Source organism: Streptomyces sp. NPDC001492, assembly GCF_053597275.1.
Window position 1 is genome coordinate 49,056 of sequence record NZ_JBSFHW010000029.1, and the last position, 24,267, is coordinate 73,322.

Consider the following 24,267-nt stretch of genomic DNA (forward strand, 5'->3'; position numbering starts at 1 on the left):
CGGCGCTCTCACGCCAGGCGCCCCGAGCGTCAGTGCCCGGCGCGACGGTCCCTGAGCCACTCCTCCAGGACGGCGAAGTCCGCTGCGGTGAGCCCGTACCGGTGGTCGACCCGGTGCAGCAGGGCGGGCGCCGGATGGTGTGCGGCGACCCAGGCGCGGTCGGCGGGGGTGATCTCGTCGTCGACCCAGACGAAGGGTCGGCCGTCCGCCCGGGCCACCAGGGGCCGGGTCTTCCAGTGCAGCGGCGTCGCAGGCTCGTCCTCGTCCGGCCAGTCCACCGAGGGCAGCGGGGGCAGGCCGAGCCAGGGCGCGACGCACACGTTCGCGTCCTCCAGCCAGGTCGTCGCCCACACCAGCTCGCAGTCCAGCGCCGCGAGTCGTGCTCCGAGGGCGGGGTCGATGCGCTCCAGCAGCGGCTGCCCGGCGACCGCCGCCCGCGGCAGCGGAAAGCGCGGCTCGTACGAGGGGTACGGGTGCGCCGAGCCGAACGGGATCAGCGTTCCGTCGATGTCGAGGAAGAGCAACATCAGCCCTCGAACCCCTGCTCCGCCAGGATCTTGTCGATGCGTGCCCGGTGTGCCGCCTCCCAGTCCTCCAGCGACTCGTCGGCCTCCTTCGCCAGCTTGGCCAGGGCCGCCGCGAGCACCTCCTCGCTGCGGGCGGCGGGTACGGCGACGACGCCCTCCTCGTCGGCCACGACGATGTCCCCGGCCTCGACCCGTACGCCACCGCACGTCACCGGCTCGCCCAGCGGCCGTACGACCGACTTGGCGCCCGGGATGGGGATGACACCCCTGGCGAACACCGGGAACAGTGCCTCCCGCACCTCGGCGAGATCGCGGATCAGCCCGTCCAGGACGAAGGCCTCGATGCCGCGCCGCTGGGCGGCGGCGCAGACATTGCCGCCCGCGAGCGCCCAGTCCAGGTCCCCGGACTCCACGACGACGACCGATCCGGGCGCGGCGCGGTGGATGGCCGCGTGCAGCATCAGGTTGTCGCCGGGCGGGCAGCTGACGGTGAAGGCCGGTCCGGCCACCCGCCCGTGCGGCCCCCACAGAGGGCGGATCCCGATGTCCATGACCTGCCCGCGGCCCAGGAGGTCGGCGAGGGTGGTGGTGGGAACGGTCCGGAACTCGATGGCGTCAGTCATACGCCGGACGTTATCGTCCCGTACATGACTGCCGGGTCGGCCTTGTGCCGTGAGCGAGTTGGGTGCCCGGCCTCTGAGTGAGGCCGATGGGGGTCCCCCCGCTCGAGCGAATTCGAGAGTGGGGGAGGGCGCGAAGCCCGCCTCTTTCTCTGCGCCGCCTTCGAATCCTTCGGAAGACACCAGCTGCAGAGAAAGAAGAGAATGCCCGACCAGGACAACAAGAAGTTCATCGACTTCAACCAGCAGGTCATCGACGAGTTCCGCGCCCACCGGGGCCGCGTCGGCGGCCCCTTCGAGGGTGGCCGGCTGCTCCTGCTGACCACCACCGGCGCCCGCACCGGCACCCCGCACACCACTCCCGTCGGCTACCTCCCCGACGGCGGCTGGGGGTCCCCCCACGCCTTCAAGCAGTGGGGGAGCGTGCTGGTCATCGCCTCCGCGGCGGGCTCCCCCAAGCACCCGGACTGGTACCACAACCTCCTCGCCCACCCCCGGGTCACCGTGGAGAGCGGTGTGTTCACGTACGAGGCCGAGGCCGTCGTACTGGCGGGCGAGGAGCGGGAGCGGGCCTGGGCGCGGGCGGTGGGGGCCGACCCCGGCTGGGCGGAGTACCAGAAGAAGACCGATCGGGTCATCCCGGTGGTGGCCCTGCACGCGATCACGAACGGCGGCCCGGGGAGGATCAACGCCTCCTCGCCCGGCGAGGCGATCAAGGTGGTGCACGACGCGTTCCGCCGTGAACTCGCCCTGATCCGAAAGGAGATGGCGGCCGGCAACGGCACCCTCGGCGCCCAGCTGCGCGTCAACTGCCTGACCTTCTGCCAGGGGCTGCACAACCACCACACCGGCGAGGACACCATGATGTTCCCGTTCCTCGCCGACCGTCACCCCGGATCGAACCCGGTGCTCGAGCGCCTGGGCGAGGAGCACGAGCAGATCGCCGCCCTGGTGGCTGAGCTGCGCCGCGCCCTGGCCGACGAGGACCCGGCCGCCGCACGCGCCGAGGTCGAGCGCCTCACCCACGACCTGGAAGCCCATCTGACGTACGAGGAACAGGAGTTGATCCCCCTCCTGGACGCCCCGGCCTGACCCGCGGGCGGCCGCGGCCGGCCTCGGCCCTTCGGGCTAGAACGGCAGCGGCCGCCCGTGCACCACCACCAGTCGCGAGACCGCCCGGGTCAGCACGACATACAGCCGGTGCAGCCCGCGCGCCTCCGCCTCCGCGATCGCCGCGGGCTCGACGGCGACGACATGGTCGTACTCGAGCCCCTTGACGAGGGCCGCCGGTACGACGGTCACGCGGGCGCCCGGCTCGTCCGGTCCCGCGGCCTTGATCCCGGCCGCGCCGAGCGCCTGTGTCACCCGGTCCAGGTCGGCGTCGGCGGCGACGACCCCGACCGACCCCTCGTGACCGAGCGCCTCGCGTACGGCGTCCACGACCGCACCCGGCAGATCGGCGCCCGCCTCCCGCACCCTCAGCTCGCCGTCCCTGCGCAGCGACCGCCCCGCCGGCACGTCGACGTCCAGCCGCTCCAGCAGCCGGTTGGCGAGCGCGACGACGGCCCGGGGCACCCGGAACCCGGTCGTCAGCGGCACCACGGCCGCGTCCGGTTTCCCCAGGTGCCGCAGGACCGTGTCCCAGGAGCGCGCCGCCCAGGGCGTGGTCCCCTGCGCCAGGTCGCCGAGCACGGTGAGCGACCCGAAGGGTGCGCGCCGCGCGATGGCCCGGCACTCCATCGGAGAGAGGTCCTGCGCCTCGTCGACGACGACATGGCCGTATCCCTCGGGATGCCCGACGAGCCCGGCGACCTCGTCGAGGAGCACCAGGTCGGCGGCCGACCAGCGGGCCGACTTCCACGACCGCGGGGGCTTGACCCACAGCAGTGCCCGCTGTTCGCCGGCGTCCAGCAGCCCGTCGGCGGCGACAGCCAGCGCCCCTGGGTCTGCGAGCAGCCGGGCAACGACCTCCTCGGGCCGCACCCGCGGCCACACGGCGTCGACGTACTCCCGGACCGCCCGCGCCCGCGAGATCTTCTGCACCCAGGCGTTCGACTGCGGCCCGGCCCGCCGCTCTGCCTGCGTCTGGATGCACCGCACGACCCGCATCCGCACCCGCTCGCGCCCGATCCCGTACGGCGGCTCCTCACGCCGTACGTCCTCGACGATCCGCACGAGTTCACCGGCCCCGACCCGCCACCGGTAGGAACCGTCGTCCACGGAAAGGGAGTCGACCCCCTCGCTGGAGACATGTGCGTACAGCGCCCGGCGCAGCACCTCCGCCATCCGGGCGTCGTGCTTGACGACGGCGGCCCGTTCGCTGTCGGTCCCCCTGACCGGGTGCGCGGCGATCTCCTCCTGGAGGGTCGACTGCCGTACGCCGGTCTCGCCGAGGGCGGGGAGCACCTGGGAGATGTAGGTGAGGAAGGTCCGGTTGGGCCCGAGGATGAGCAGTCCGCCGCGCTTCATGCGCTGCGGGTGGGTGTAGAGGAGGTAGGCGGCCCGGTGCAGCCCGACGGCGGTCTTGCCGGTGCCGGGAGCGCCCTGCACGCACACCGAAACGCCCAGGTCCCCTCGTACGAGATCGTCCTGCTCGGGCTGGATGGTCGCCGCGATGTCCCGCATGGGGCCGACGCGGGGCCGCTCGATCTCCCGCGCGACGATGTCGCTCGTCCGGGACTCGCCCCGGTCCAGGTGCTCGTCCTCGAGCCCGGTGAGGTCGGCGGAGTCGCCTCGGCTGCCGGGGGCCCAGCCGAACCTGCGCCGGACCGCAACGCCCTGCGGGTCGCCGGCGCTCGCCTGGTAGAAGGCGCGGGAGACGGGCGCCCGCCAGTCGACGACCAGCGGCGGGGCGGCGACGTCCTCGCTGATCCGCAGCCGCCCGATGTGCAGCGACTGCTCGGCGGTGTCCAGCCGCCCGAAGAACAACGGCCCTTCGGGCAGCTCCCGCATCTCCTTCGCCCGGCTGCGCAGCCGGTACCCGAGCACTTCGGCATCGGCACCTGAGGCGGAGACGTCCTCACCGGTGACGACCTGCTCCTGGGCCCCGTCGACCATGGCGGCGAGGGCGCTACGGCAGCGGTCGTGGTGGGCGCGTTCGTGGTGGAGGGACTCTTTCAGGGCGGGCTCGGCTGACGTCATGGGGAGGAGACTACCCAATTAAAGTAACCGAGTTAAATAATTTACCCAGTCTCATTTATGCGAGATGCGGCATACCCGTCGCCAGCACCCCGAACGCCCGCTCCGCCGCGGCCACGGCATCCGCCTGTACGTCCTCGACCCGCTCCCCCTCGGAGATCCGCCGCCAGTTCTCCATCGCGAGGATCCGCTGCACGGCAGTGATCTGCCCGGCGGCGAGCCGCGCCTCCAGCCCACCACCGAGGGCCTCGGCGAGCGCGGCCTCGGACCGCTGCTGGTAGGCGTACACGCGGGCGACGAGGGCGGGAGTCCCGTAGAGCAGGGAGTGAAAGGCGAGAACCTGCGGATGGTCGTTCAGCCCGGTGACCGGATCCTCCCGCTCCAGCCCGTCGAGGAAATGCCGCCGCAGCGCGGCGAGCGCCGTGGGCCCCTCGGCCACCACCCGGGCTGCCTCCGCCTCGTGATCGGCGATCCGGTGCAGGACGAGATCCTCCTTCGCCGGGAAGTACCGGAAGAGGGTCGGTTTGGAGATCTCGGCGGCGGCGGCGATCTCGGCGACGGACACTGCGTCGAAGCCGCGCTCCAGGAACATGCGGATGGCGATCTCGGAGACGTCTTGGTACATCCGCTGCTTTTTGCGTTCACGCAGGCCGGGCTCGGTCATGGCGGTGAGCCTACGCACTAGGTCAGTTCATGGGCCACGTTCCAGAGCGTCTCGAAGAACTCCCTGCGGCGCCGGATGATCTCCCGTGCGTGGTCGCCGCCGTCCAGGGACCAGCGGGTCAGCGGGGTGTCGTAGCCGACGAGGTCCAGGAGATTGCCGTCGCCCGCCTCAGGGGCGGTGTTCATATGGTCGGGACGCAGGTCGATCCTGTCGTACGCCCCCTCGTACAGCACGTCGTCGTTGATGAAGTAGAGCTTGAGCGAGGGCGACATGTGCAGGACACGGAATTCGACTTTCAGCGTCCCCCGTCTGCCGACGGCCATCCGGCCTATCTGGGACCTCAGGATGCTCTCGTACCTCGCGATCTGACGGCTCAGGTGATCACGGAAGCCGGGGGCATCGGAGATCTTGCCGTTTTCGCCCACCTGGCCGGGGATCTCGATCTCCTTGGTGAGATCCGGTACCAGGACCCGCAGGCCAATGGTGCGTCGGGGATCGGTGCCGAGGCCTTGGAGAATACGATTCAGCGGGACCGCGAACGTCTCTCCGGTGAATCCCAGCGCCGTGAGCCGGACTTCTCCCCCGGCCTCGAGCACCTCCTGGAACTCGCGCTCCAGTTCACTCGGGGTGACCCCTCCTCCCCCTCGCGGGCGCAGCACCGCGTTCAGCCGCTGCACTTCCTCTTCGAGCCGCCGCACCACGTGACTCAGGCCCTCCGCGTTCTCCCGCTGCGCCGAGTGCGCCGCGTTGAGGCGCTGCACTTCGGCGTAGAGCACGTAGCCCACCACGGTGAGCAGCGCGCCGCCCAGGTAGACCTTGTCCTCCAGTGCGTCACCGATGGGCTTCACGAACTGTGCCAGCAGTCCCAGTGCGAAGACGGCAGCCAGGAACAGCTTCGTGACTGTGGACTCCGCACGTCCCCAGCCGGCAGCCAGTCTCTCCCTCCAGGACGGCCTCGTGCCCGACACTGATTCCCCCTGCCAGTCCGCGCCTTGAACCGAGCCTGTTCATGGTGCCCGGACGGACAGACCGTCAGGAAGAGGGCGGTTCCAAGTCCAGTACCTCATCGCGGTCCAGGGGATCAGCCCGGGTGACCGGAGTCCGCGGCGCGCCGCCGACGCAAGAGGGCTGCCATGATCTCCGGCTGGCTCGGCACCTCGGCAAGTTCGAGGGGCCCGGCCGCGGCAGTCAGGACTCTCTGCAGTTTCCGTGCGGCCCAGGGAAGGGCCGCCCAGTTGAACCCCGTTCCGTCGCCCAGTGACAACGACACACGGATGACGTCGGTGAAGACCGACTGCGCTCTCTTGAAGTCGAGGAGGACGTCCAGGTCGTCCGCCAGGCCGTACGAACCGCCCGGGTTGCCCTTCTCCACGACCCGGCTCCATTCCGCGGCCATACGGCGTTGCTGATCCTCCGGGTACCGCATCAGATACAGATGGGTGGCGAGGTCGTAGAGGGGATCACCCAGCATCGCCAACTCCCAGTCGATGGTCCAGAGTTGGCCACGGGAGTCGACGACGAAGTTCTTACGGTGCAGATCCGCGTGCAGCAGGCCGAAAGGGCGCCGCCGCAGCCCGGACATCTTCTTCTTCAGGCGGACGAACGATTCACCACCCACACCGAGCTGGTCGAAGAGGTCTCCGAACTCCGGGAGGTTCTTCTCATAGACCTGATCCTCTATGAAGACGATCAGACGCTCCAGGAATCCGTCGGTGTCACGGTCGTCGGCACGGTCCTTCTGCAGGCAGCGCCGCGGGACACTCTCGAGCAGGTCGGATCTGATCTCCGCCATCTGCCGGAAGAGCTCGACGATCTGGTCGAAGACCGGGTCGGAGACTCGCCGCCCCGCCCAGCGCCGCGTGGGGAGGGTGCGCCCCTCGATGAACCCCTGGAACCCCATGCCCGCGACATCGAGGACTTCGGGGATCCGCTCGACCTTCCCCTTCAGGGTGCGCAGCAGCTTCTCCTCGGACTCGAAGCACCGCCGGTCGAACCAGAGGATCTCGGCGCGCGGCTCACGGACCTTGACGATCTGCGTCCCACCGTCCAGACGAAGCACATAGGTTTCGTGGTGGTATCCCTTGAGCGGGCCCTTGATCACACCCCGTGCCCCGCCGCTCACTTCGTCGGCGAGTTGTTTGGCGTCAGAGTCAACTCGGGGTGGCATTTCTGGGTTCAGCTCGTTCCGGTGGAGCCCATGGGACAAGAGGGGACGCACGTTACTCCACCGGCCCCGAGTAGCGCCCCGCGAACTCGGATATCAGCAGCTTCGGTCCCCGACATGGGCGAACCTGCGCACCCTTGAACGCTCCTGGCCAGGTGCCGCGCACCGACCGTCTCGTTGACCACCGCGACTCCCCGAGGGCAGACCCGGGCGCGACGAAGACGAGGAATCCCATGGCGGACACCATCGACGACCGGAAAGCGCCCGTGCACCTGCCGGCCCGCACAAGCACCGTACTGTTCGACTTCGACAGACCTGTCTGCCGGCTCTCTCCCAAGTCCACTGCCGGCATCGCACGGAGCATCAAACGAACAGCGCAAGAAATCTGGGGCCCCCTCGACCCGGACGTCCGGGCCGGCGACGACTCGCACCATGTCCTTCGGCGGCGAGGTTGGCGACTCCCGCTGTGACGCACGCCGAAGAGCTCGCAACTCGTCCGTCGGGAAGCGGTATTCGGCGTGAGTCACCCCCGCAACGTCTCCAACAACGGCTCCAGTGACCCCACGATGTCCGTCGCCCCGGCGACCTGGAGCAGCTTCTCCTTGTGCTCGTTGCGCGCGAAGCCGAGGAAGGGGACCCCGGCCTGGCGGGCCGCCTCGCAGTCGGTGGGGGTGTCGCCGATGAACAGGGCGCCGGCGGGGGCCACGCCCATGGCTGTCAGGGCGCGGTTGAGGTAGTGGGGGTGGGGCTTGAGGTACTGCAGGTCGTGGGTGCGGCCGTAGATGTGCGGCAGGAAGCAGTCGAGCAGGCCGCGGCCGCTCAGGTAGGCGTGGACGACCTTCGGGGAGTTGTTCGTGGCTATCGCCAAGCGTGCGCCGACCGCCTTCCAGGTGCGGATCAGCGGATCGGCGTACGGGGTCGGCTGGGCCTTGGGCACCGCCCGCAGTTCCTCCTGGGTGAGACGTTCCTCCACCTCCACCACCAGGTCGCTGGCGGGGTGCCGGCGGTCGACCGCGCGCAGCACGGCTTGGGGGTCCTCGGTGTCCCGCTCGTCCTCCGTGAGGAGATCGTGCAGCCCCCGGCCTTCGAGCCAGTCCACCAGGTCGGTCGCCACGCCCTCCGCCGAGTGCCCGGCGAACAGCCTGCAGATCGGTCCGTCGAAGTCCCAGAGCACGACGCGGGCATGCCCGATCAGCTCCTGCAGTCGCTCGGTCTGTGCCGGCATCGGATCAGTCTGCGTCGTATCACTAGTCACTAGGAGAGTGTCAGGTCCGTCGTGATGGTTTCCCAGAGGGCGTCGAACCACTTCTGGGATTCCTCCACGAACGCAGCGTCCCGCTGCCCGGCCCGCTTCAGGAAGGAGAAGAGGAGCGACTGGGAGCCGAGGACGTCGTACATCTCCAGGGTCTGGCTCTGCCACTCCTCCTCCCGTTTGGTCGGGATGTAGTACCCGATCAGCGCTTCCTCCCCGTTGAACAGATACAGCTTGACCGGCGGTGTGAAGGGCAGTGCGCGGAAGGTGACCTGTACGTCGATGCCGTGCGTGGACCGGATGGCCTGAAGGTTGTGCTGGAGCACCCGCGCCTGTGCGTCGCGCATCTGCAGCCACCGTTTATGGACGGTGTCGTCGTCGACGCGGCCCTCGACCAGCACCGGGAACGCCAGGTTGATCTCGCGGCTGGGCAGCAGGACGCGGAAGGCTATCGAGTCGGGACGGATGCTGCCGTCGTGAATCCGGCGCAGCGGCTCGCCGAGTGCGAGCATCAGCGTCTCGGATGTGTGGCACACAACGTCGACGCGCACCTGGGGCACCGCGAACGCCTCCGCCAACCGCGGTGCCAGCCCCACTGTCGTCGGCTGCGGCTCGTCCCTGCCGGGCCCCGGCGGCTCCGCGATCCGTGGTGGGCTTCCCTTGCTGACGTTGGTGAGCAACCCGTCTTGCTGGAGGGCACGCAGGGCCTGGCGGACCGCGCCGCGTTCCACGCCGAACTCGTCGGCCAGCTCGGCCTGGGTGGGCAGGCGGTCTCCGGCCTTGAGGTCACCCTTGCTGATTCGTTCCCGCAGGATGTCGGCGATCTCCTGGGGCGAGAGCCTTCTGCTGCCGTTCACTGCCACGTTCTCCTGGGTCACGACCAAACGCTACAACTCGGATCCATCTACCGGGAGTTGTTTGTGACTTGTTTATGAGTAGGTACCAAGTGGGGATAACTTAGTTGGAGTTGGTTGCCAACTTTATCCAGTTGGCGGAAGTTTTGCTTCCTCGGATCCGCCGCACCCCCCACGCACGTCCCGCCCGCGAAGCCTGAAGGGGGAACCACCATGCCCGTCCTCGCCCTCCTCTCCGCCGTCTTCGTCGTCGGCATCGAGCAGACCGTCCAGTGGAAGTACGGCGCCACCGGCATCATCGGGCTGCTGCTGCTCACCATAGGCATCAAGGCGAAGAACCCGGCCGTCAGCTCCATCGGAGCCGTCGTGCTCGCCCTGCTGGTCGCGGGGCCCGCTCTATGAGCGGAAGGCGACCTGCGGCCCGGTCGGCCGCTGTCCCGCCACTGTGGGAGACGTCAGCTCGTGAGCACAAGCTCCGAACTGATCGTCTCCCACAGTGCGTTGAACCACAGGTGCGACTGCTCGACGAAGGTGGTGTCGCGCAGGCCGGCGCCCTGTCCGAAGGCGAACAGCATGGACTGGGTGCCCTCGGCGTCGTACATCTCCAGGTACTCGTGGTCGATCTCCTCCTCGCGCCGCGTGAGCGTGTAGTACGCGAAGAGCGCCTCCATGCCGTTGAGCAGGTACAGCTTCACCGGCGGGGTGAAGGGCAGGGCGCGGAAGGTGACGTTCACGTCGATGCCGTGTGTGGCGCGCAGGGCCAGCAGGTTGTGCTGGAGCACCTGGCCCTGGGCATTGCGGTTGGCCAGCCAGCGGCGCTGCAGCCGGCCGTCCGCCCTGGGGTCCACCGGGGTCGGGAAGGCCAGGTCGATGTCGCGGCTCGGCAGCAGTACGCGGACGTCCAGCTTGGCCGGTTTCAGCTGTCCGGCGTGGATCCGGCGCAGTGGCTCACCGATGGCGAGAGTCAGCGAGACGGCCGTCAGACAGAGGGCGTCTATCTCCACGTGATGCGCGGCGAAGGCCTCCGCTATGCGCGGGGCCAGGGCCACCATGGTCGGCAGCGGCGGGGCTCCGGGGCCGGTCAGGGCCTTGCTCAGGCCCAGGTCGGGGGCGACGGTCGCGGGAGCCCCCTTCGACACGTTGGTCAGCAGGTGCTCCGACTGAAGGATGCGCAGGGCCTGGCGTACCGCACCGCGTTCGACGCCGAACTCGTCGGCCAGTTTCGCCTGCGTGGGCATGCGTTGACCCGGCTGGAGCTCACCCGACCTGATGCGGGCGCGCAGCTCGTCAGCCACGTCTCGGTGCGACGTCTGTGACGTCTGTGGCCGCTGCGACCTCTTCCGTCCATTGACGGAGGCGTGTTTCGGGTCCACGACCAAACACTACAACTTCCCGCCATCTTTGGGCAGTTCCAGAGAAGGTGGTTATAAGCCGCTTCCAAGCGGAGATAAGTACAGAGAAGTTGGTCACCAACTTCAACAACATGGTCAAACTTCATAAGGGTTGGCCGCAACCATGGGTCCGCCTCCCCGTCCCGAAGGAGGGACCGCCATGCCGCTCATCGCCCTTGCCGTCGCCGCCCTCGCCATCGGATTCGAGAACCTCGTCCAGTGGCGGTACGGGCCGATGGGCCTCATCGCCTTCGCCGCGCTGTCCATCGGGCTCAAGGCCCGGAACGCCACGATCAGCGGCATCGGAGCGGTCATCCTCGTCATGCTGCTCGCCCAGTCCGGCTGAGTCCGGCCGGGCCCCGGCGAACCCGACGGGTTCGCCGACCCAGGATCCGGCTGGCCGGGCTCCCTTCCGGAGGGGAGCCGGGAGCCCGGTCAGTCTGCACCAAGCGCACAGCCACAACTGAACAGTTTCACCCGTACAGCCACAACTGAACAGCTCCATCAGCACAGCCACAACTGAAGAGCACAGCTACGGATGAGTCATCAGTCGTCGTCGGAAGGAAGGGGGCTCAGAACATGTCCGGGCACCACGGCCGCCTGGACGTACGCAGCAGGGCGTCGGCCACTTGGGCGGCGCCCGCTCGTTCTTCCCGCACCCGGCCCAGCGCCGCGAGCCGCACAACCGACTCGTCACCCAGCCACAGCTGCCCCAACTCGGCGATGTCCAGCGTGAGTTCGGGGCTCTGCGTGGTCGGCGTGCAGGACGCGCCCTGCGCCGACGCCTCCAGCCGGTAGCGGCCGCCCGCCAGGCCGGCGCGGTCGGCGACCTCCAGCACCAGGGAGCCCGTCCCCTCGTACGTCCGCGACTCCAGCGCCCGTACGACATCCAGGATCCGCACCCACAGCCAGTCGGCCTGCGAAGTGATACGGGCGGCCCTCGGGTCGGGCAGGAGGAGGGGGAGCAGGTCGTCGGGTGCCCGGTGGCCGCTCTTGACCTGGGTGACCCAGTCGATGGAGCACAGATAGCTCCACAGGGCGCGCTCGGCGGCCGGGGTCGCCGCGATCAGGTTCCGCACGGTCGCCGTGTCCAGCGGCTGCCCCGCGTCGCCCCACTTGTCGTCGACCTCGTACGCGACCAGGCCCTCGACCTCGCCGTCCGCTGCGCGGTACAGGGCAAAGAACGGCTCGGTCCACTTCGGGTCGACCCGCACGGCGCCGGTGGCGAGCTGCCACCACCAGTCGCCTCGGGTGACGGCGCCCGGGGTGGTGCGGCGGACGCGGTCGTGGAGTTCGGGGCCGAGTTTGCGTACGTCCTCGGGATCGACGAGGTCGATACGGGCACCGTCGGCGGGGCCGGACCAGCGGGGGTCGAGGCCGGTACGGGGGACGTCCACGGTCCACTCGGCGGCCGAGGTGGCGGGGCCGAAGCCGTAGCGGCCGTAGATCGGGTACTCGGCGGCGATGAGCGTGGCCACGACGTCGCCGCGCTCCTTCGCGGCCGCGAGGTCCCGGGTCATCATGCGGGTGAGCAGGCCGCGGCGGCGGTGGGTGGCGGTGACGCTGACCGCGGAGATGGCGTTGGCGGGGACGGGGGTGCCGCCTACCGCGGTGACCTGCTGCTCGAAGGAGCGGAAGGTTGCTACGCAGCGGGGGCCGTCGAAGGCGCCGAGGTATCGGTTCGGCTCGAACTGGGGGCGGCGGGCTTCGAGTTCGGGTTCCCAGACCTGGGGTTGTTGTACGAACCCGACTTTTACGGCGCGGAGCCACTCTGGGAACTCGGGCTCGGTGATCGGGCGGATGTCGGTGTCGGGGTGCGCCTGGGTCATGGGATCACGGTAGGTGGGCCTCGGGGCGGTGTCGCGCGGATTTTCCTCGCCCCCGCCGCCCCTGCCCGTCACGTCCCCAGGGGCTGCCGCCCCTTCGACCCCACCAGGGGCTCCGCCCCTGAACCCGGGCACGTCCCCCGCACCCCCGCGGGGCTCCGCCCCGGACCCCGATCGGCCTGAACGGCCTCGTCCTCAAACGCCGGACGGGCTGAAAGACGCCGCCCGGCGCTACAACAGACACGCCCCGCGGGCGGGCGGGGGATCGGGACGGCGTCCTCGACGCGCAGCACTGTGCGCGGCACTACGACGGCTACGGCTCGCGGGTGGGTGGGGGCTCGGGACGGCAACGCCAACCGGCACCACGCCGACCACACCCCACGAGTGGGAGGAGGCCGGGACGGCAACCCCGAACCCAAACCCCGCAGCAGCCCGGCAGGGCGCCCCCAGGGTTCAGGTCAGCAGGTCGTCGACCTGGGCCTCGCCCTCGCGGTAGCGGCGGGTGATTTCGCCGCTGCAGTCGTCCGTGGTGCGTTGCAGGCGTTGGCGCCTGAGGGAGACCTGCTGTTCGTAGCGGACCAGTCGGCCCATCGCCGTGTTCAGTTCCAGGTCCGTGCGGGCGGCCAGGTCGGAGAGTTCGACCTCGGCGAGCATGTCCGCGGCCAGCCGGCCGTACTCCTCGTTGTACGGCGTGCCCAGCGTCACATGGCGGGCGGAGGAGCGGTGGCGGGCCGGGGCGTCCGTGAGGATCTCCGGGAGCCGTTCGACCACGGAACCCGCGCCTGCCGGCGAGCGGCGGGTCAGTTCCGCCCGCAGGATGTCGATCCGGCCCTGCAGCAGCCGCCGCACATAGCTGAGGTCGGCCTCCTCGCGCTGGGCGTCCCGGCGCAAGGCGCGCAGTTCGGGCAGGCTCAGTACGGCCAGGTCGTGCTCGGGCGGCCCTGCGGGCAGTTGCGGACCGCCCGGGCCGTCACCAGGGTCCCCGCCGGTCGCGCTGTCCGGGCTGTCCGTCCGCTGGGTGGGCGGACGCATCGGCGTTCGCTCCCCTGTACGAATTAGCGAGACCGCCCCAGGAGGCTGCCCCATACTCGGTGTGCTCATGTGCCTCAACCGTCCCCTCGACCGGCGTGTGGAAGCATCGTGCCACCCCAAGTGGCCGCTATGTGACCGAGTGCCCCCGATCGGCCCCAGATGGGGGGGTTAAGGATCAATGAGAAGCCCTCCGAAGCCCCCTCGGACCTGGTTCCGGGGGCACGGCATGATGGGTTCATGCGTGCAGTGGTGCAGAGGGTGGACGGCGCGAGCGTCGTCGTCGACGGCGAGACGGTCGGGGAGATCATCGGCGAGGGACTTTGCGTCCTCGTCGGGGTGACGCACGAGGACACCAAGGAGAAGGCGGCCCAACTCGCCCGCAAACTCTGGTCGATCCGCATGCTCCAGGACGAGAAGTCCTGCAGTGACGTCGATGCGCCGCTGCTGGTCATCAGCCAGTTCACGCTGTACGGGGATGCCCGCAAGGGGCGCCGGCCCACCTGGAACGCCGCCGCGCCCGGGGACGTGGCCGAGCCCCTGGTCGACGAGGTCGTCGCCCAGCTGAGGAGCCTCGGCGCAACGGTCGGGACCGGGCGCTTCGGCGCGCAGATGCGGGTCTCGCTGACCAACGACGGGCCCTTCACCGTGCTCGTGGAGATCTAGGGCCCGGGCACGGCGCCTACGGTTCCACGACCGTCTCCTGCGCCGCCGCCGTGTCCCCCGCCACCAGCCGCGCGTCCACCGGCACGTTCCGCTTCACCAGGGCCAGCGCGACCGGGCCCAGCTCGTGGTGGCGTACGGAGGTCGTGATGAAGCCGACCTTGCGGCCGTCGGGGTCCTCGTCCGCGAGGCGGAGCTCCGTGCCGGGCGTGGGGAGGTGGACCTCGCTGCCGTCCAGGTGCAGGAAGACCAGGCGGCGCGGCGGCTTCCCCAGGTTCTGCACCCGCGCCACCGTCTCCTGGCCCCGGTAGCAGCCCTTCTGCAGGTGCACCGCCGTGTCGATCCAGCCGAGCTCGTGCGGGATGGTGCGGTGGTCGGTCTCGAATCCCAGGCGCGGGCGGTGGTCTTCGACGCGCAGGGCCTCGTACGCCAGGATCCCGGCCGGAGGGCCGGCCTTCTCGGCGTACGACTCGAGGTCCGCGCGCGGGAGGAAGAGGTCGCGGCCGTACGCCGTCTCGCGTACGGCGACGCCCTCCGGCACCTCCGCGATCGAACCGGCCGGCAGGTGGACCACCGCGAACTCGGCCGTGCGGTCGGCCACTTCGACCTTGTAGAAGAACTTCATCGACTCCAGGTAGGCGATCAGCGCGTCCTGGGTGCCCGGCTCCACGTGCGCCCAGACCGTCTCGCCGTCGTCGACCAGATACAGCGCATGCTCGATGTGTCCGTGCGCGGAGAGGATCAGCGCCTCGGTGGCCTGGCCGGCCGGGAGGTCGCTGACGTGCTGGGTGAGGAGCAGGTGCAGCCAGCTCAGGCGGTCCTCGCCGGTGACGGTCACGACCCCCCGGTGCGAGAGGTCGACGAAGCCGGCGCCGTCGGCGAGCGCGCGCTGCTCGCGGAACAGTTCGCCGTAGTGGGCGGCGACGCCTTCGTCCACGCCCTCGGCGGGGACGGCGCCGGGCAGGGACAGGAGGGGGCTCTTCATATGCACAAGCCTACGACTCGGTAGTTGAACTCTTCAGCGAACTCTTCTGCGAACAGTCCCGGCATCTGCCGAAGATCGCGAAGTGCTTCATGTCCGTCTCGAAGCCGAACTCCCGCCGCAGCTTCGCGGTGAACTCGGCGGCCACCGACACATCGGCCTCGATCACGTTCTGGCAGTCCCGGCAGACCAGGTGGATGTGGTGGTGGCGGTCCGCGAGGTGGTACGTCGGCGCGCCGTGCCCGAGGTGGGCGTGGCTGACCAGGCCCAGCTCCTCCAGCAGCTCCAGCGTCCGGTAGACGGTGGAAATGTTGACCCCCGACGCCGTCTTCTTCACTTCCGTGAGGATGTCGTCGGGGGTCGCGTGCTCCAGGGCGTCCACGGCTTCGAGCACGAGTTGCCGCTGCGGCGTCAGCCGGTAGCCGCGCTGCCTGAGGTCGCTCTTCCAGTCGGTGCTCACCACACCGAAGAGTCTAGAACTACTTGTACTTGTCAGAACTACTGGAAAGACGCGACCGGACCGCTCGGCGCGACGGGACTACTTGAAGAACGCGATGCCGTCGTCCGGCATGTCGTCCGGCAGGGCCTTGGCCCAGCGCTCGACGTCCTCCGGGGTGACGACCTTCTTCAGGTGCGCCGACATGTAGGGGCGCAGCTCGACCTCGGGGGTCTGCTTCTCGCCGACCCACATGAGGTCGCTCTTGACGTAGCCGTACAGGCGCTTGCCACCGCTGTACGGGCCGGAGGCGGCCGTCCGGGCGACCGCGTCCGTGACGAGGTCGATCTGCGGCTTCTTGTCGGCCATCTCGCCGTACCAGATCTCGACGACGCCGTCGTCACGGACCATCGTCACCTCGACCTTGCGGTCGGCGTCGATGCGCCAGAAACCGTGCTCGGTCTCCAGCGGCCGGACCTTGTTGCCGTCGTTGTCCAGCACCCAGGTGCGGGACTGGTACTCCAGGAAGTCCCGGCCGTCGTGGCTGAAGGTCACCTCCTGCCCGAAGTTGCACTTCTCGGCACCGGGGAAGTCGTGCACGCCCGCGCCCGCCCAGTTGCCCAGCAGGAAGGCGAGGGGGACGAGGTCCTTGTGGAGGTCGGACGGGATCTCGATCATGGGGTCGGCAGTTCCTTGATGGGGGTCAGCGCTGGCCCTGGTACAGCTTCTTCACGGTCAGCCCGGCGAAGGCGAGGACGCCGACGCAGACCAGGACCAGCAGGGCTTCGAAGAATGCCTCAAGCACGGGGTGCTCCTTGATGGGCTGAGGGTGGGCAGTACACAAAGGCCGGGCCCCAGCTTACGCGGCCGGGGGCCGGCACTCCTTGTGAGGTACGCCCAAGCGGGACTGACGGAGCTGTTGTAGGAGAGTTGGTTACGATTCGGCCATGGCGAAGAAGCTCGTGATCAAGGTGACGGCGGGGGCCGATGCGCCCGAGCGGTGCTCGCAGGCGTTCACGGTGGCGGCGGTGGCCGTGGCCAGCGGAGTCGACGTCTCCCTGTGGCTGACCGGTGAGTCCGCGTGGTTCGCCCTGCCGGGCCGCGCCGCCGAGTTCGAACTCCCGCACGCGGCCCCGCTGCCCGACCTGCTCGACGCGATCCTCGCCGCCGGCCGCGTCACCCTGTGCACCCAGTGCGCGGCCCGCCGGGACATCACGGAGACGGACGTCATCGAGGGCGTACGGATCGCGGGGGCACAGGTGTTCGTACAGGAGGCCCTGGGGGACGAGACGCAGGCGCTCGTCTACTGAGACGTCTGCTGAGCCGGCCTGCTGAGCCGGGCCGCTGACTCGGCCTGCCGAGACTCTAGGGCCTCGGGCGCTTCTTGCCGTCCAGCTCGTCCCACCACTCGTCGGACTTCGGATCGCCGGACGGGTCGTCCCACCAGCGGTCGTCCGGCCCCCGGCGGTTGGCGACCATGGCGGCGACCGGGGGGATGACCATCGCCACCACGCACATCCCGACCGCCACCGGGACCGACCAGATCCGTACGACTCCCCAGGCCAGGACGAACAGCGTGATGCAGGTGCCCATCATGGCGAAATAGACGTGACGCCGACGTGCCAGCATGCCTCCAGGGTAGAACCGGGCACGCCGAAGGGCCGTACCGCAAAAGGTACGGCCCTTCGTTCGTGCCGGTGCCGTCAGACGGCGATCGCGACCTCGGCGAGGCCGCCCTGCTGGGCGACGACCGTGCGGTCCGCGGTGGCGCCGGGGACGAGGGCGCGGACGGTCCAGGTGCCCTCGGCGGCGTAGAAGCGGAACTGCCCGGTGGCGGAGGTCGGGACCTCCGCGGTGAACTCTCCGGTCGAGTCCAGGAGGCGGACGTAACCGACGACGGGCTCGCCGTCCTTCGTCACCTGGCCCTGGATGGTGGTCTCACCGGGCTTGATCGTCGAGGCGTCCGGGCCGCCGGCCTTCGCTCCACACATGTCTTTCTCCAAGAGGGGTCTGACCGGAGGAAGGCCGGTCGGGATTTGCGGGTTGGGTCTTACTTGTTGGCGCCGAGCTCGATCGGGACGCCGACGAGGCTGCCGTACTCGGTCCACGAGCCGTCGTAGTTCTTGACGTTCTCGACACCGAGCAGCTCGTGCAGGACGAACCAGGTCAGGGCCGAGCGCTCACCGATGCGGCAGTAGGCGATGGTGTCCTTCGACAGGTCCACCTGCTCCTCGGCGTAGAGCTCCTTGAGCTCCTCGTCCGACTTGAAGGTGCCGTCGTCGTTGGCGTTCTTCGACCACGGGATGTTGCGCGCGGTCGGGACGTGGCCCGGACGCTGCGACTGCTCCTGCGGCAGGTGCGCGGGGGCGAGCAGCTTGCCGGAGAACTCGTCGGGCGAACGGACGTCGACCAGGTTCTGCGAACCGATGGCCGCCACCACGTCGTCACGGAAGGCACGGATCGCCTTGTTCTGCGGCTTCGCCTTGTAGGTGGTCTCGGTACGCTCCGGGACCTCCTCGACCAGCTCGCGGGCGTCCAGCTCCCACTTCTTGCGGCCGCCGTCGAGCAGCTTGACGCTCTCGTGGCCGTACAGCTTGAAGTACCAGTACGCGTACGACGCGAACCAGTTGTTGTTGCCGCCGTAGAGGATCACCAGCGTGTCGTTGGCGATGCCCTTGGCGGACAGGAGCTTCTCGAAGCCCTCCTGGTCGATGAAGTCGCGGCGGACCGGGTCCTGCAGGTCCTTGGTCCAGTCGATGCGGATCGCGTTCCTGATGTGGTTCTTCTCGTAGGCGGACGTGTCTTCGTCCACCTCCACGATCGCGATGTTCGGGTTGTCGAGGTTGGCCTCGACCCAGTCGGCGTCGACCAGGACGTCGCTGCGGCTCATGCTCTTTCTCCTCCGGGGCAGTTGCGGCGGGGCGTGCGAGTGTGAGGGGTGCGCGCGCTCGTGCAGGGCGGCGCACGGGTGCCCTGAGCAGGGCGGGGGATTGCGGAGCTGTGCGCTTCCGCTCAGAAGGTGCGACAGAGCATGGCGGCGACGCGGCACAGGTCGACTGCCCGCCGCTTCGTGAGATCCGCATGTCGCTTCATGGGGTCGATCGTAGGGACGGACAGCCGGACGTGTCACCGGCGTGTCGTATCTTGAGACGCGATCGTCCGGGATATGAGATGCGATCAACGCCCGCGGCGCGTCCGCGCGGCTTCCGGGCGCATGTATCCGTCGTCACAGCTGCGGTACGGACGATGCCGTCTCACCTTTCGGACTCCGTCGTTCCATCGCCGGTCGTATTACCCCGCGAGCCGCACGTTCGAACCCTTCACCGTGATCTCCACACCGTTCTGCGCAGCCTGCACACTGTCCAGCTTCACGCCGCCCGGGAGCTGGTGGATGGTCTGCTGGAAGTCGGTGATCGCCCGGATGCGGGAGTCGGCGAGGTCGACGACCAGCTTGGGCAGGTTGTCCGCGTGCACCTTGACGTTGTCGCCGTCCACGGTCACCGAGCTGAGCACGGGGTACGTCTGCGTGGCGCCGGCGGCGGTGACCTTGACGTCCACCTTGATCTTGCCGTTGCCGCCGTCGGAGAGGCCGACGACCTGGGCGTTGACGCCGGGGAAGATCCGCGTCGGCTGGGACTTGGCCGCCTTGAGCAGTTCGTCGTAGGCGATCGTGGCGGTGCCCGTCGCGGTGGCCGCGGTGGCGGAGCTGTAGTCGCCGGAGAACTTGACGCCCTTCATGTCGGCCTTCAGGTCGTCGATACGGATCGTCTTCGGGCCGATGGTGCCGCCGGTACCCGTGCCGGTGTCGGCCTCGTAGTCCTTGATGCCGATCTCGACGTCGTCCAGCTCGCCGGAGGCGGCCTGGGTGAGGAAGGGGAAGCCCTTGATGGACACGTCCGGCGTGGTGGCGAGGTTCTCCGTGGTCCTCACCTTGTCCGCCGCCTCGTTCTCGGCGAAATGGACCGCGACGCGGTCCGCGATCACGAAGAGGCCGCCCAGGACCACGACGACGATCAGAAGTATTCGCAGGGCGCGCATACGGTGTTTCCCCCACCTGGCCGGACGACGACGGTTGTGACGACCGGGTGGCCGTCCAGCGCGAGAGTAACCCTGCACGTGGGTTTGACCGCGGAGTTGTCGATCAGCTGTGACAGAGCTTGTGGTCCTCGAACTCCCCCACTCTCGGCTTCGCCCGAGCGGGGGGACCCCCACGACGGGCTGGGTTACGCCAGCGCCCTGCCCAGCATGAACACCACCGGTGCCGCCGCTGTCAGCGGTAGGGCCACGCCTGCTGTGAAGTGGACGAATCTCGACGGGTAGTCGTAGCTCGCCACCCGGTGGCCGATCAGGGCGCAAACCGCCGCGCCCGCGCCGAGCAGTGCGCCCTTCGCGCCGAAGCCCGTCATCCCGCCGACCGCGATGCCCGCCCCCGCAGCGGCGAGCAGCGAGACCACGATCGACGCCGGGGTGGGCAGCGGCAGGGCGCGGGCCAGGACCGCCACCGCCACGGCGGCCGCGCCGACGGTCACCGCGTCCGGCTCGGCCGCGAGGTATCCGGCCGCGACGATGGACAGCGCCGCCGAGGCGACGGTCGCCATCAGGCCGTACATCCGCTCGTCCGGCTCCGCGTGCGAGCGCAGCTGGAGGACCAGGGAGAGCAGGACCCAGACGCCGAGGGTGCCCAGGATCGCCGCGGGGGCGTTCTCCCGGCCCGCCACCAGCAGCGCGACATCCGCGGCCAGCGCGCCGAGGAAGGCCAGCGCGATGCCCTGCCGGGCCGGCCACATGCCGTTCAGCCGGAACCAGCCCGCCGCGGTGACCGCCTGCAGGGCGACGAGCGGGACGAGCAGGGCGTACGAGTTGATCGCCGCCGCTCCGGAGACGAGCAGACCCAGCAGCGCCGTGAGTCCGGCGGGCTGCATACCCGGCTCGATGATCGGGGAACGACCCTCCTCCCGGGCGCGCTGGGCGTCCGTGATGCGGGGGTTGCCGGCGAGCGTGGCGGGCCCGTACTCGGAGTCCTCGTCACCGCCTTGCGCAGTCGTCCCTCCCCCAGCGCCTGAAGGGCCCGGGGGGACCCCCAGGCCGGACGGGTGGGCAAGGCCATCAGCGCCGGGTGCGTCGTATCCGGGGTCGACCGCAGCGCCGGCATACCCCTGCTGCGCTGCCTGCGGCTGTGCCGCCTCCCACGTCTGCCCCTGCCACTGCTGCGTGTACTGCTGGTACTGCTGAGCCTGGGCGGCGTGCGCGTCGTCGTACCCCTGATACCCCTGATACCCCTGGTACGGCTGCTGGTGCTGCTGGTGCTGCTGCTGATACGGGTCGTACGCGTCGTACGGACCCTCGTACGGCTGGTCGGTCATCGTCACCCTCCTGCGAACGGCGGGAGCACCTCGACCGTGCCGCCGTCAGCCAGCCGTACCGTCTCATGTCCGCGGGTGCCCACGGGATCACCGTCGATGAGGAACGAGCATCGCTGCAGGACGCGCGTGAGTTCTCCGGGGTGTCGCGCGCGCACGGCGTCGAGTGCCTCGGCGAGGGTGGCCGCGTCGTACGGCTCCTCGGCGGCCCCGGCCGCGGCTTTCGCGGCGGCCCAGTAGCGCACCGTGACCTTTGGCATCCGGTTCCTCAAGTAGTGGATCGCCGAGTTGGTGCATCGGCGGTGTACACGGTCAGGCTAGCCCGCCTGCGCGGCACCCCAGGCCCCGATACGGGCCAGCAGGTCGTCGGTGGCCGCGTGTTCCGCGTGGCCCATGCCGGGCTCCAGCCAGAGTTCGCCCCGGTCACCGGCCGCATCGGCCAGCATGCGCGGGTGGTCGAGCGGGAAGTAGCCGTCCCGGTCGCCGTGCACGATGAGCAACGGCGTCGGGGCGATCCGCGGTACGGCCTCCACGGGGGACAGCGGCACCGGGTCCCACTCCCGGTGGTGGATCCGGGTACGGAATCCGTAGCGGCCCACCAGCCGGCCCTCCGGCCGCGTTACCAGCCAGTGGAGCTTCCGCATAGGGGCGGTGCCCCGGTAGTACCAGCGGGCGGGGGCACTCACCGAAACCACGGCGTCCGTCGCCGCCTCCGTGCGCCCCTCGCGCCCCTGTCCGTACAGCGCCGCGTGCCGCAGCACCACGGAGCCGCCCATCGAGAACCCGACGGTCACCACGCGCGCGTGCCCGAACCCCCGCGCCCACTCCACCGCGGCGGCCAGATCCAGGACCTCCCGGTCGCCGACCGTGGAGCGCCCGCCGGAGGCGCCGTGGCCGCGGAAGGAGAACGTGACCACGGCCCCGTACTGCGCGAACGCCTCCGCCACCCGCCGGACATGCGGCCGGTCCGCATCGCCGGTGAACCCGTGGGCGACGACGAACACGGGAACAACGGAAGGTGACGGGGAGGCGTCGTATACGACCGCACCCGGGTCGTATACGGAATCGATCGCAATGCCGTCGTCCGTGCGCAGAAACGTACGGAAAGGCCCCCGTCTGCCCGTCTCAGAGTTCGGACGAACGATGGATCGCGCCACATGACCTGCCGGAGTGATGCTCATGTGGGCTATTCTGCTGGGCAGAGGACTCGGGCAGCGTAGCCCCCGGGTCCTTTTGTGCTTTCGGAAGCGTTGTATACGAAGCGGGAAACTCAAGGTGACCGCAGGTGTACGGGGCCCCGGGATCGCAGAGCAGTGCCGCACCGCACACGTCCTCGCAGGGACCGAGGAGGAACCAGACGTATGAGTTCTCTGCTGCTCCTGACCAATGCCCTCCAGCCGTCGACGGAGGTGCTCCCCGCTCTCGGCCTGCTCCTGCACAACGTGCGAGTGGCTCCGGCGGAGGGCCCCGCCCTCGTCGACACCCCCGGTGCCGACGTCATCCTCGTCGACGGCCGCCGTGATCTGCCCCAGGTCCGCAGCCTGTGTCAGCTGCTGCGCTCCACGGGCCCGGGCTGTCCGCTCGTCCTCGTCGTCACCGAGGGCGGCCTCGCGGCCGTCACCGCCGACTGGGGCATCGACGACGTGCTCCTCGACACCGCAGGTCCTGCGGAGGTCGAGGCGCGACTGCGGCTGGCCATGGGCCGGCAGCAGATCGTCAACGACGACTCCCCCATGGAGATCCGCAACGGCGACCTGTCGGTCGACGAGGCGACGTACTCCGCGAAGCTCAAGGGGCGGGTCCTCGACCTCACCTTCAAGGAGTTCGAGCTCCTCAAGTACCTCGCACAGCACCCGGGCCGCGTCTTCACGCGCGCACAGCTGCTCCAGGAGGTCTGGGGCTACGACTACTTCGGCGGCACCCGCACGGTCGACGTCCACGTACGACGTCTGCGCGCCAAGCTGGGCCCCGAGCACGAGTCGCTGATCGGGACCGTCCGGAACGTCGGTTATCGATTCGTTACTCCCGAGAAGGCCGATCGCGTCTCCGACGAGGCCAAGGCCAAGGCAGACCGGGCAAAGCCGGAGGATGCGGACGAGACCGCCGCTCTGGACGCGGCCGAGGTGTCGGCCGAGGCATAGCGGACCGCCGGAAGGGGCATTGCTTCCGCACAGAGGCTGTGGGAGCAAGCTCCTTCTCGCCCTGCCCAGGGCCGGTATATCCGCGTAGACTCCGCGCGTGGCCAAGGTGACTCGGGATGATGTGGCGCGGCTGGCGGGGACTTCGACCGCCGTCGTCAGTTACGTCATCAACAACGGACCCCGGCCGGTCGCCCCGGCCACGCGCGAGCGTGTCCTCGCCGCCATCAAGGAGCTGGGGTACCGGCCGGACCGGGTCGCCCAGGCGATGGCGTCCCGCCGCACGGATCTCATAGGCCTGATCATCCCGGACGCGCGCCAGCCCTTCTTCGGGGAGATGGCGCACGCGGTCGAACAGGCCGCCTCCGAGCGCGGGAAGATGGTGCTCGTCGGCAACACCGACTACGTCAGCGAGCGCGAGGTCCACTACCTGCGCGCCTTCCTGGGCATGCGGGTCTCGGGGCTGATCCTCGTCTCGCACGCCCTCAACGACCAGGCCGCCGCGGAGATCGACGCCTGGGACGCCCGGGTGGTCCTGCTGCACGAGCGGCCGGAGGCCATCGACGACGTCGCCGTCGTCACCGACGACCTGGGCGGCGCCGAACTCGCCGTACGCCACCTCATCGAGCACGGCTACGAGTACGTCGCCTGTATGGGCGGCACCGCCGAGACCCCGGCGGTCGGCGACCCGGTCTCCGACCACGTCGAGGGCTGGCGGCGCGCGATGGACGAGGCCGGGATCTCCACCGAGGGGCGGCTCTTCGAGGCGCCGTACAACCGCTACGACGCGTACCGCGTGGCGCTGGAGGTCCTCTCCGGGCCGCAGCGGCCGCCCGCGATCTTCTGCTCCACCGACGACCAGGCGATCGGCGTGCTGCGGGCCGCCCGCGAACTGCGGATCGATGTGCCGGGTCAGCTGGCGGTCGCCGGGTTCGACGACATCAAGGAGGCGGCGCTGACCGACCCGCCCCTGACCACGATCGCCTCGGACCGCTCCGCGATGGCCCGGGCTGCCGTGGACCTCGTACTCGACGACGGGCTCAGGGTGGCGGGGGCGCGGCGGGAACGGCTCAAGCTGTTCCCGTCACGACTGGTCGCGCGGACCTCCTGCGGCTGCACATGAGGGCCGTGCACCGGCGCATGAAGGTGGCCTGAAGGCGCTCGCCGGGCTGCGAGAAGCGTCTTTATATCGGGCAAACAAGGTTCTGCCGGGCTTCTCAGCG

General features: G+C 69.7%; 29 protein-coding genes. 7 read left to right on the top strand and 22 right to left on the bottom strand.

Annotated features, from left to right (window positions below; translation table 11 throughout):
* Positions 1–29: 29 nt before the first annotated feature.
* Both ACWC1K_RS31785 and ACWC1K_RS31790 read right to left on the bottom strand, forming a co-directional pair.
* Complete coding sequence (locus ACWC1K_RS31785; protein ID WP_450836396.1) at positions 30–527, bottom strand: HAD domain-containing protein; 498 nt, start codon at positions 525–527, stop codon at positions 30–32.
* Complete coding sequence (locus ACWC1K_RS31790) at positions 527–1,150, bottom strand: RraA family protein (protein ID WP_450836397.1); 624 nt, start codon at positions 1,148–1,150, stop codon at positions 527–529. Before ACWC1K_RS31790 ends, ACWC1K_RS31785 begins: the two co-directional genes overlap by 1 nt.
* 201 nt (positions 1,151–1,351) lie before the next feature.
* On the opposite strand from ACWC1K_RS31790, the gene ACWC1K_RS31795 reads away from it, so the two are divergent.
* Positions 1,352–2,239, top strand: coding sequence for a nitroreductase/quinone reductase family protein (locus ACWC1K_RS31795; RefSeq protein WP_450836398.1), 888 nt, complete (start codon positions 1,352–1,354; stop codon positions 2,237–2,239).
* A gap of 36 nt (positions 2,240–2,275) precedes the next feature.
* On the opposite strand, the gene ACWC1K_RS31800 is transcribed toward ACWC1K_RS31795, so the two are convergent.
* From ACWC1K_RS31800 to ACWC1K_RS31825, 6 genes are all read right to left on the bottom strand, one after another.
* Positions 2,276–4,288, bottom strand: coding sequence for a HelD family protein (locus tag ACWC1K_RS31800; RefSeq protein WP_450836399.1), 2,013 nt, complete (start codon positions 4,286–4,288; stop codon positions 2,276–2,278).
* A 55-nt stretch (positions 4,289–4,343) separates the two neighbouring features.
* Positions 4,344–4,949, bottom strand: a complete 606-nt coding sequence (locus ACWC1K_RS31805) for a TetR family transcriptional regulator (protein WP_450836400.1) — start codon at positions 4,947–4,949, stop codon at positions 4,344–4,346.
* A gap of 17 nt (positions 4,950–4,966) precedes the next feature.
* Positions 4,967–5,917 carry an ATP/GTP-binding protein gene (locus ACWC1K_RS31810; RefSeq protein ID WP_450836401.1) on the bottom strand — a complete coding sequence of 317 codons (951 nt, stop codon included), beginning with the start codon at positions 5,915–5,917 and terminating at the stop codon, positions 4,967–4,969.
* Between the two features lie 113 nt (positions 5,918–6,030).
* Complete coding sequence (locus tag ACWC1K_RS31815) at positions 6,031–7,116, bottom strand: phosphotransferase (protein ID WP_450836402.1); 1,086 nt, start codon at positions 7,114–7,116, stop codon at positions 6,031–6,033.
* Positions 7,117–7,636: 520 nt separating this feature from the next.
* A complete protein-coding gene (locus ACWC1K_RS31820; protein WP_450836403.1) occupies positions 7,637–8,338 on the bottom strand; it encodes an HAD family hydrolase in 702 nt (233 codons plus the stop codon).
* A gap of 29 nt (positions 8,339–8,367) precedes the next feature.
* Positions 8,368–9,249 (bottom strand): GntR family transcriptional regulator, encoded by an 882-nt coding sequence (locus ACWC1K_RS31825; protein ID WP_450836404.1) that lies wholly within the window; start codon positions 9,247–9,249, stop codon positions 8,368–8,370.
* A 183-nt stretch (positions 9,250–9,432) separates the two neighbouring features.
* On the opposite strand from ACWC1K_RS31825, the gene ACWC1K_RS31830 reads away from it, so the two are divergent.
* Positions 9,433–9,621: a hypothetical protein gene (locus ACWC1K_RS31830; RefSeq protein WP_344399511.1), complete on the top strand. Its 189-nt coding sequence runs from the start codon at positions 9,433–9,435 to the stop codon at positions 9,619–9,621.
* A 53-nt stretch (positions 9,622–9,674) separates the two neighbouring features.
* On the opposite strand, the gene ACWC1K_RS31835 is transcribed toward ACWC1K_RS31830, so the two are convergent.
* Entirely contained in the window at positions 9,675–10,514 is an 840-nt protein-coding gene (locus tag ACWC1K_RS31835; RefSeq protein WP_450836405.1) for a GntR family transcriptional regulator, read from the bottom strand.
* A gap of 256 nt (positions 10,515–10,770) precedes the next feature.
* On the opposite strand from ACWC1K_RS31835, the gene ACWC1K_RS31840 reads away from it, so the two are divergent.
* Positions 10,771–10,956, top strand: coding sequence for a hypothetical protein (locus ACWC1K_RS31840; RefSeq protein ID WP_450836406.1), 186 nt, complete (start codon positions 10,771–10,773; stop codon positions 10,954–10,956).
* A gap of 226 nt (positions 10,957–11,182) precedes the next feature.
* On the opposite strand, the gene ACWC1K_RS31845 is transcribed toward ACWC1K_RS31840, so the two are convergent.
* Positions 11,183–12,439 carry a GNAT family N-acetyltransferase gene (locus ACWC1K_RS31845; protein WP_450836407.1) on the bottom strand — a complete coding sequence of 419 codons (1,257 nt, stop codon included), beginning with the start codon at positions 12,437–12,439 and terminating at the stop codon, positions 11,183–11,185.
* 450 nt (positions 12,440–12,889) lie between these two features.
* A complete protein-coding gene (locus tag ACWC1K_RS31850) occupies positions 12,890–13,537 on the bottom strand; it encodes an RsiG family protein (protein WP_450836408.1) in 648 nt (215 codons plus the stop codon).
* A gap of 168 nt (positions 13,538–13,705) precedes the next feature.
* Between ACWC1K_RS31850 and dtd the strand changes: the two genes are divergently transcribed.
* The gene (gene dtd / locus ACWC1K_RS31855) at positions 13,706–14,131 is read left to right on the top strand and encodes a D-aminoacyl-tRNA deacylase (RefSeq protein ID WP_450836409.1); all 426 of its coding nucleotides are present in this window, start codon (positions 13,706–13,708) and stop codon (positions 14,129–14,131) included.
* A gap of 16 nt (positions 14,132–14,147) precedes the next feature.
* On the opposite strand, the gene ygfZ is transcribed toward dtd, so the two are convergent.
* From ygfZ to ACWC1K_RS31870, 3 genes are all read right to left on the bottom strand, one after another.
* Positions 14,148–15,113, bottom strand: coding sequence for a CAF17-like 4Fe-4S cluster assembly/insertion protein YgfZ (ygfZ, locus tag ACWC1K_RS31860; protein WP_450836410.1), 966 nt, complete (start codon positions 15,111–15,113; stop codon positions 14,148–14,150).
* 10 nt (positions 15,114–15,123) lie between these two features.
* The gene (locus ACWC1K_RS31865) at positions 15,124–15,573 is read right to left on the bottom strand and encodes a Fur family transcriptional regulator (RefSeq protein WP_450698843.1); all 450 of its coding nucleotides are present in this window, start codon (positions 15,571–15,573) and stop codon (positions 15,124–15,126) included.
* Positions 15,574–15,648: 75 nt separating this feature from the next.
* Positions 15,649–16,224: an FABP family protein gene (locus tag ACWC1K_RS31870; protein ID WP_450836411.1), complete on the bottom strand. Its 576-nt coding sequence runs from the start codon at positions 16,222–16,224 to the stop codon at positions 15,649–15,651.
* A gap of 269 nt (positions 16,225–16,493) precedes the next feature.
* On the opposite strand from ACWC1K_RS31870, the gene ACWC1K_RS31875 reads away from it, so the two are divergent.
* The gene (locus ACWC1K_RS31875) at positions 16,494–16,856 is read left to right on the top strand and encodes a DsrE family protein (RefSeq protein WP_450836412.1); all 363 of its coding nucleotides are present in this window, start codon (positions 16,494–16,496) and stop codon (positions 16,854–16,856) included.
* A 55-nt stretch (positions 16,857–16,911) separates the two neighbouring features.
* Here ACWC1K_RS31875 and ACWC1K_RS31880 read toward each other — a convergent pair whose 3' ends face one another.
* The 8 genes from ACWC1K_RS31880 to ACWC1K_RS31915 all read right to left on the bottom strand — a co-directional run bounded on the left by ACWC1K_RS31880 (position 16,912) and on the right by ACWC1K_RS31915 (position 22,087).
* Positions 16,912–17,175, bottom strand: a complete 264-nt coding sequence (locus tag ACWC1K_RS31880; RefSeq protein ID WP_099929824.1) for a DUF3099 domain-containing protein — start codon at positions 17,173–17,175, stop codon at positions 16,912–16,914.
* Positions 17,176–17,249: 74 nt separating this feature from the next.
* Entirely contained in the window at positions 17,250–17,537 is a 288-nt protein-coding gene (locus ACWC1K_RS31885) for a DUF1416 domain-containing protein (RefSeq protein ID WP_003991226.1), read from the bottom strand.
* A 59-nt stretch (positions 17,538–17,596) separates the two neighbouring features.
* Positions 17,597–18,436 carry a sulfurtransferase gene (locus ACWC1K_RS31890; RefSeq protein ID WP_450836413.1) on the bottom strand — a complete coding sequence of 280 codons (840 nt, stop codon included), beginning with the start codon at positions 18,434–18,436 and terminating at the stop codon, positions 17,597–17,599.
* 122 nt (positions 18,437–18,558) lie between these two features.
* On the bottom strand, positions 18,559–18,639 hold the full coding sequence (locus ACWC1K_RS31895; RefSeq protein ID WP_450698915.1) for a putative leader peptide: 81 nt from the start codon (positions 18,637–18,639) through the stop codon (positions 18,559–18,561).
* 198 nt (positions 18,640–18,837) lie between these two features.
* Entirely contained in the window at positions 18,838–19,584 is a 747-nt protein-coding gene (locus ACWC1K_RS31900; protein ID WP_450836414.1) for an LmeA family phospholipid-binding protein, read from the bottom strand.
* Positions 19,585–19,769: 185 nt separating this feature from the next.
* The gene (locus ACWC1K_RS31905) at positions 19,770–20,909 is read right to left on the bottom strand and encodes a hypothetical protein (protein ID WP_450836415.1); all 1,140 of its coding nucleotides are present in this window, start codon (positions 20,907–20,909) and stop codon (positions 19,770–19,772) included.
* Positions 20,910–20,911: 2 nt separating this feature from the next.
* Entirely contained in the window at positions 20,912–21,166 is a 255-nt protein-coding gene (locus ACWC1K_RS31910) for a MoaD/ThiS family protein (protein WP_450836416.1), read from the bottom strand.
* 57 nt (positions 21,167–21,223) lie between these two features.
* Positions 21,224–22,087, bottom strand: a complete 864-nt coding sequence (locus ACWC1K_RS31915) for an alpha/beta hydrolase (RefSeq protein WP_450836417.1) — start codon at positions 22,085–22,087, stop codon at positions 21,224–21,226.
* Between the two features lie 180 nt (positions 22,088–22,267).
* On the opposite strand from ACWC1K_RS31915, the gene ACWC1K_RS31920 reads away from it, so the two are divergent.
* Together ACWC1K_RS31920 and ACWC1K_RS31925 are read left to right on the top strand one after the other, a co-directional pair.
* Positions 22,268–23,047 (top strand): winged helix-turn-helix transcriptional regulator, encoded by a 780-nt coding sequence (locus ACWC1K_RS31920; protein ID WP_351480528.1) that lies wholly within the window; start codon positions 22,268–22,270, stop codon positions 23,045–23,047.
* 97 nt (positions 23,048–23,144) lie between these two features.
* Positions 23,145–24,167 carry a LacI family DNA-binding transcriptional regulator gene (locus tag ACWC1K_RS31925; RefSeq protein ID WP_450836418.1) on the top strand — a complete coding sequence of 341 codons (1,023 nt, stop codon included), beginning with the start codon at positions 23,145–23,147 and terminating at the stop codon, positions 24,165–24,167.
* Positions 24,168–24,267 lie beyond the last annotated feature (100 nt).

Bases quoted from the DNA above. Each gene is read 5' to 3' on its own strand.
- ACWC1K_RS31785 (WP_450836396.1), bottom strand. From the start codon at position 527: ATGTTGCTCTTCCTCGACATCGACGGAACGCTGATCCCGTTCGGCTCG.
- ACWC1K_RS31790 (WP_450836397.1), bottom strand. From the start codon at position 1,150: ATGACTGACGCCATCGAGTTCCGGACCGTTCCCACCACCACCCTCGCC.
- ACWC1K_RS31795 (WP_450836398.1), top strand. From the start codon at position 1,352: ATGCCCGACCAGGACAACAAGAAGTTCATCGACTTCAACCAGCAGGTC.
- ACWC1K_RS31800 (WP_450836399.1), bottom strand. From the start codon at position 4,288: ATGACGTCAGCCGAGCCCGCCCTGAAAGAGTCCCTCCACCACGAACGC.
- ACWC1K_RS31805 (WP_450836400.1), bottom strand. From the start codon at position 4,949: ATGACCGAGCCCGGCCTGCGTGAACGCAAAAAGCAGCGGATGTACCAA.
- ACWC1K_RS31815 (WP_450836402.1), bottom strand. From the start codon at position 7,116: ATGCCACCCCGAGTTGACTCTGACGCCAAACAACTCGCCGACGAAGTG.
- ACWC1K_RS31820 (WP_450836403.1), bottom strand. From the start codon at position 8,338: ATGCCGGCACAGACCGAGCGACTGCAGGAGCTGATCGGGCATGCCCGC.
- ACWC1K_RS31830 (WP_344399511.1), top strand. From the start codon at position 9,433: ATGCCCGTCCTCGCCCTCCTCTCCGCCGTCTTCGTCGTCGGCATCGAG.
- ACWC1K_RS31840 (WP_450836406.1), top strand. From the start codon at position 10,771: ATGCCGCTCATCGCCCTTGCCGTCGCCGCCCTCGCCATCGGATTCGAG.
- ACWC1K_RS31845 (WP_450836407.1), bottom strand. From the start codon at position 12,439: ATGACCCAGGCGCACCCCGACACCGACATCCGCCCGATCACCGAGCCC.
- ACWC1K_RS31850 (WP_450836408.1), bottom strand. From the start codon at position 13,537: ATGAGCACACCGAGTATGGGGCAGCCTCCTGGGGCGGTCTCGCTAATT.
- dtd (WP_450836409.1), top strand. From the start codon at position 13,706: ATGCGTGCAGTGGTGCAGAGGGTGGACGGCGCGAGCGTCGTCGTCGAC.
- ygfZ (WP_450836410.1), bottom strand. From the start codon at position 15,113: ATGAAGAGCCCCCTCCTGTCCCTGCCCGGCGCCGTCCCCGCCGAGGGC.
- ACWC1K_RS31870 (WP_450836411.1), bottom strand. From the start codon at position 16,224: ATGATCGAGATCCCGTCCGACCTCCACAAGGACCTCGTCCCCCTCGCC.
- ACWC1K_RS31875 (WP_450836412.1), top strand. From the start codon at position 16,494: ATGGCGAAGAAGCTCGTGATCAAGGTGACGGCGGGGGCCGATGCGCCC.
- ACWC1K_RS31880 (WP_099929824.1), bottom strand. From the start codon at position 17,175: ATGCTGGCACGTCGGCGTCACGTCTATTTCGCCATGATGGGCACCTGC.
- ACWC1K_RS31885 (WP_003991226.1), bottom strand. From the start codon at position 17,537: ATGTGTGGAGCGAAGGCCGGCGGCCCGGACGCCTCGACGATCAAGCCC.
- ACWC1K_RS31890 (WP_450836413.1), bottom strand. From the start codon at position 18,436: ATGAGCCGCAGCGACGTCCTGGTCGACGCCGACTGGGTCGAGGCCAAC.
- ACWC1K_RS31895 (WP_450698915.1), bottom strand. From the start codon at position 18,639: ATGAAGCGACATGCGGATCTCACGAAGCGGCGGGCAGTCGACCTGTGC.
- ACWC1K_RS31900 (WP_450836414.1), bottom strand. From the start codon at position 19,584: ATGCGCGCCCTGCGAATACTTCTGATCGTCGTCGTGGTCCTGGGCGGC.
- ACWC1K_RS31905 (WP_450836415.1), bottom strand. From the start codon at position 20,909: ATGACCGACCAGCCGTACGAGGGTCCGTACGACGCGTACGACCCGTAT.
- ACWC1K_RS31910 (WP_450836416.1), bottom strand. From the start codon at position 21,166: ATGCCAAAGGTCACGGTGCGCTACTGGGCCGCCGCGAAAGCCGCGGCC.
- ACWC1K_RS31915 (WP_450836417.1), bottom strand. From the start codon at position 22,087: ATGAGCATCACTCCGGCAGGTCATGTGGCGCGATCCATCGTTCGTCCG.
- ACWC1K_RS31920 (WP_351480528.1), top strand. From the start codon at position 22,268: ATGAGTTCTCTGCTGCTCCTGACCAATGCCCTCCAGCCGTCGACGGAG.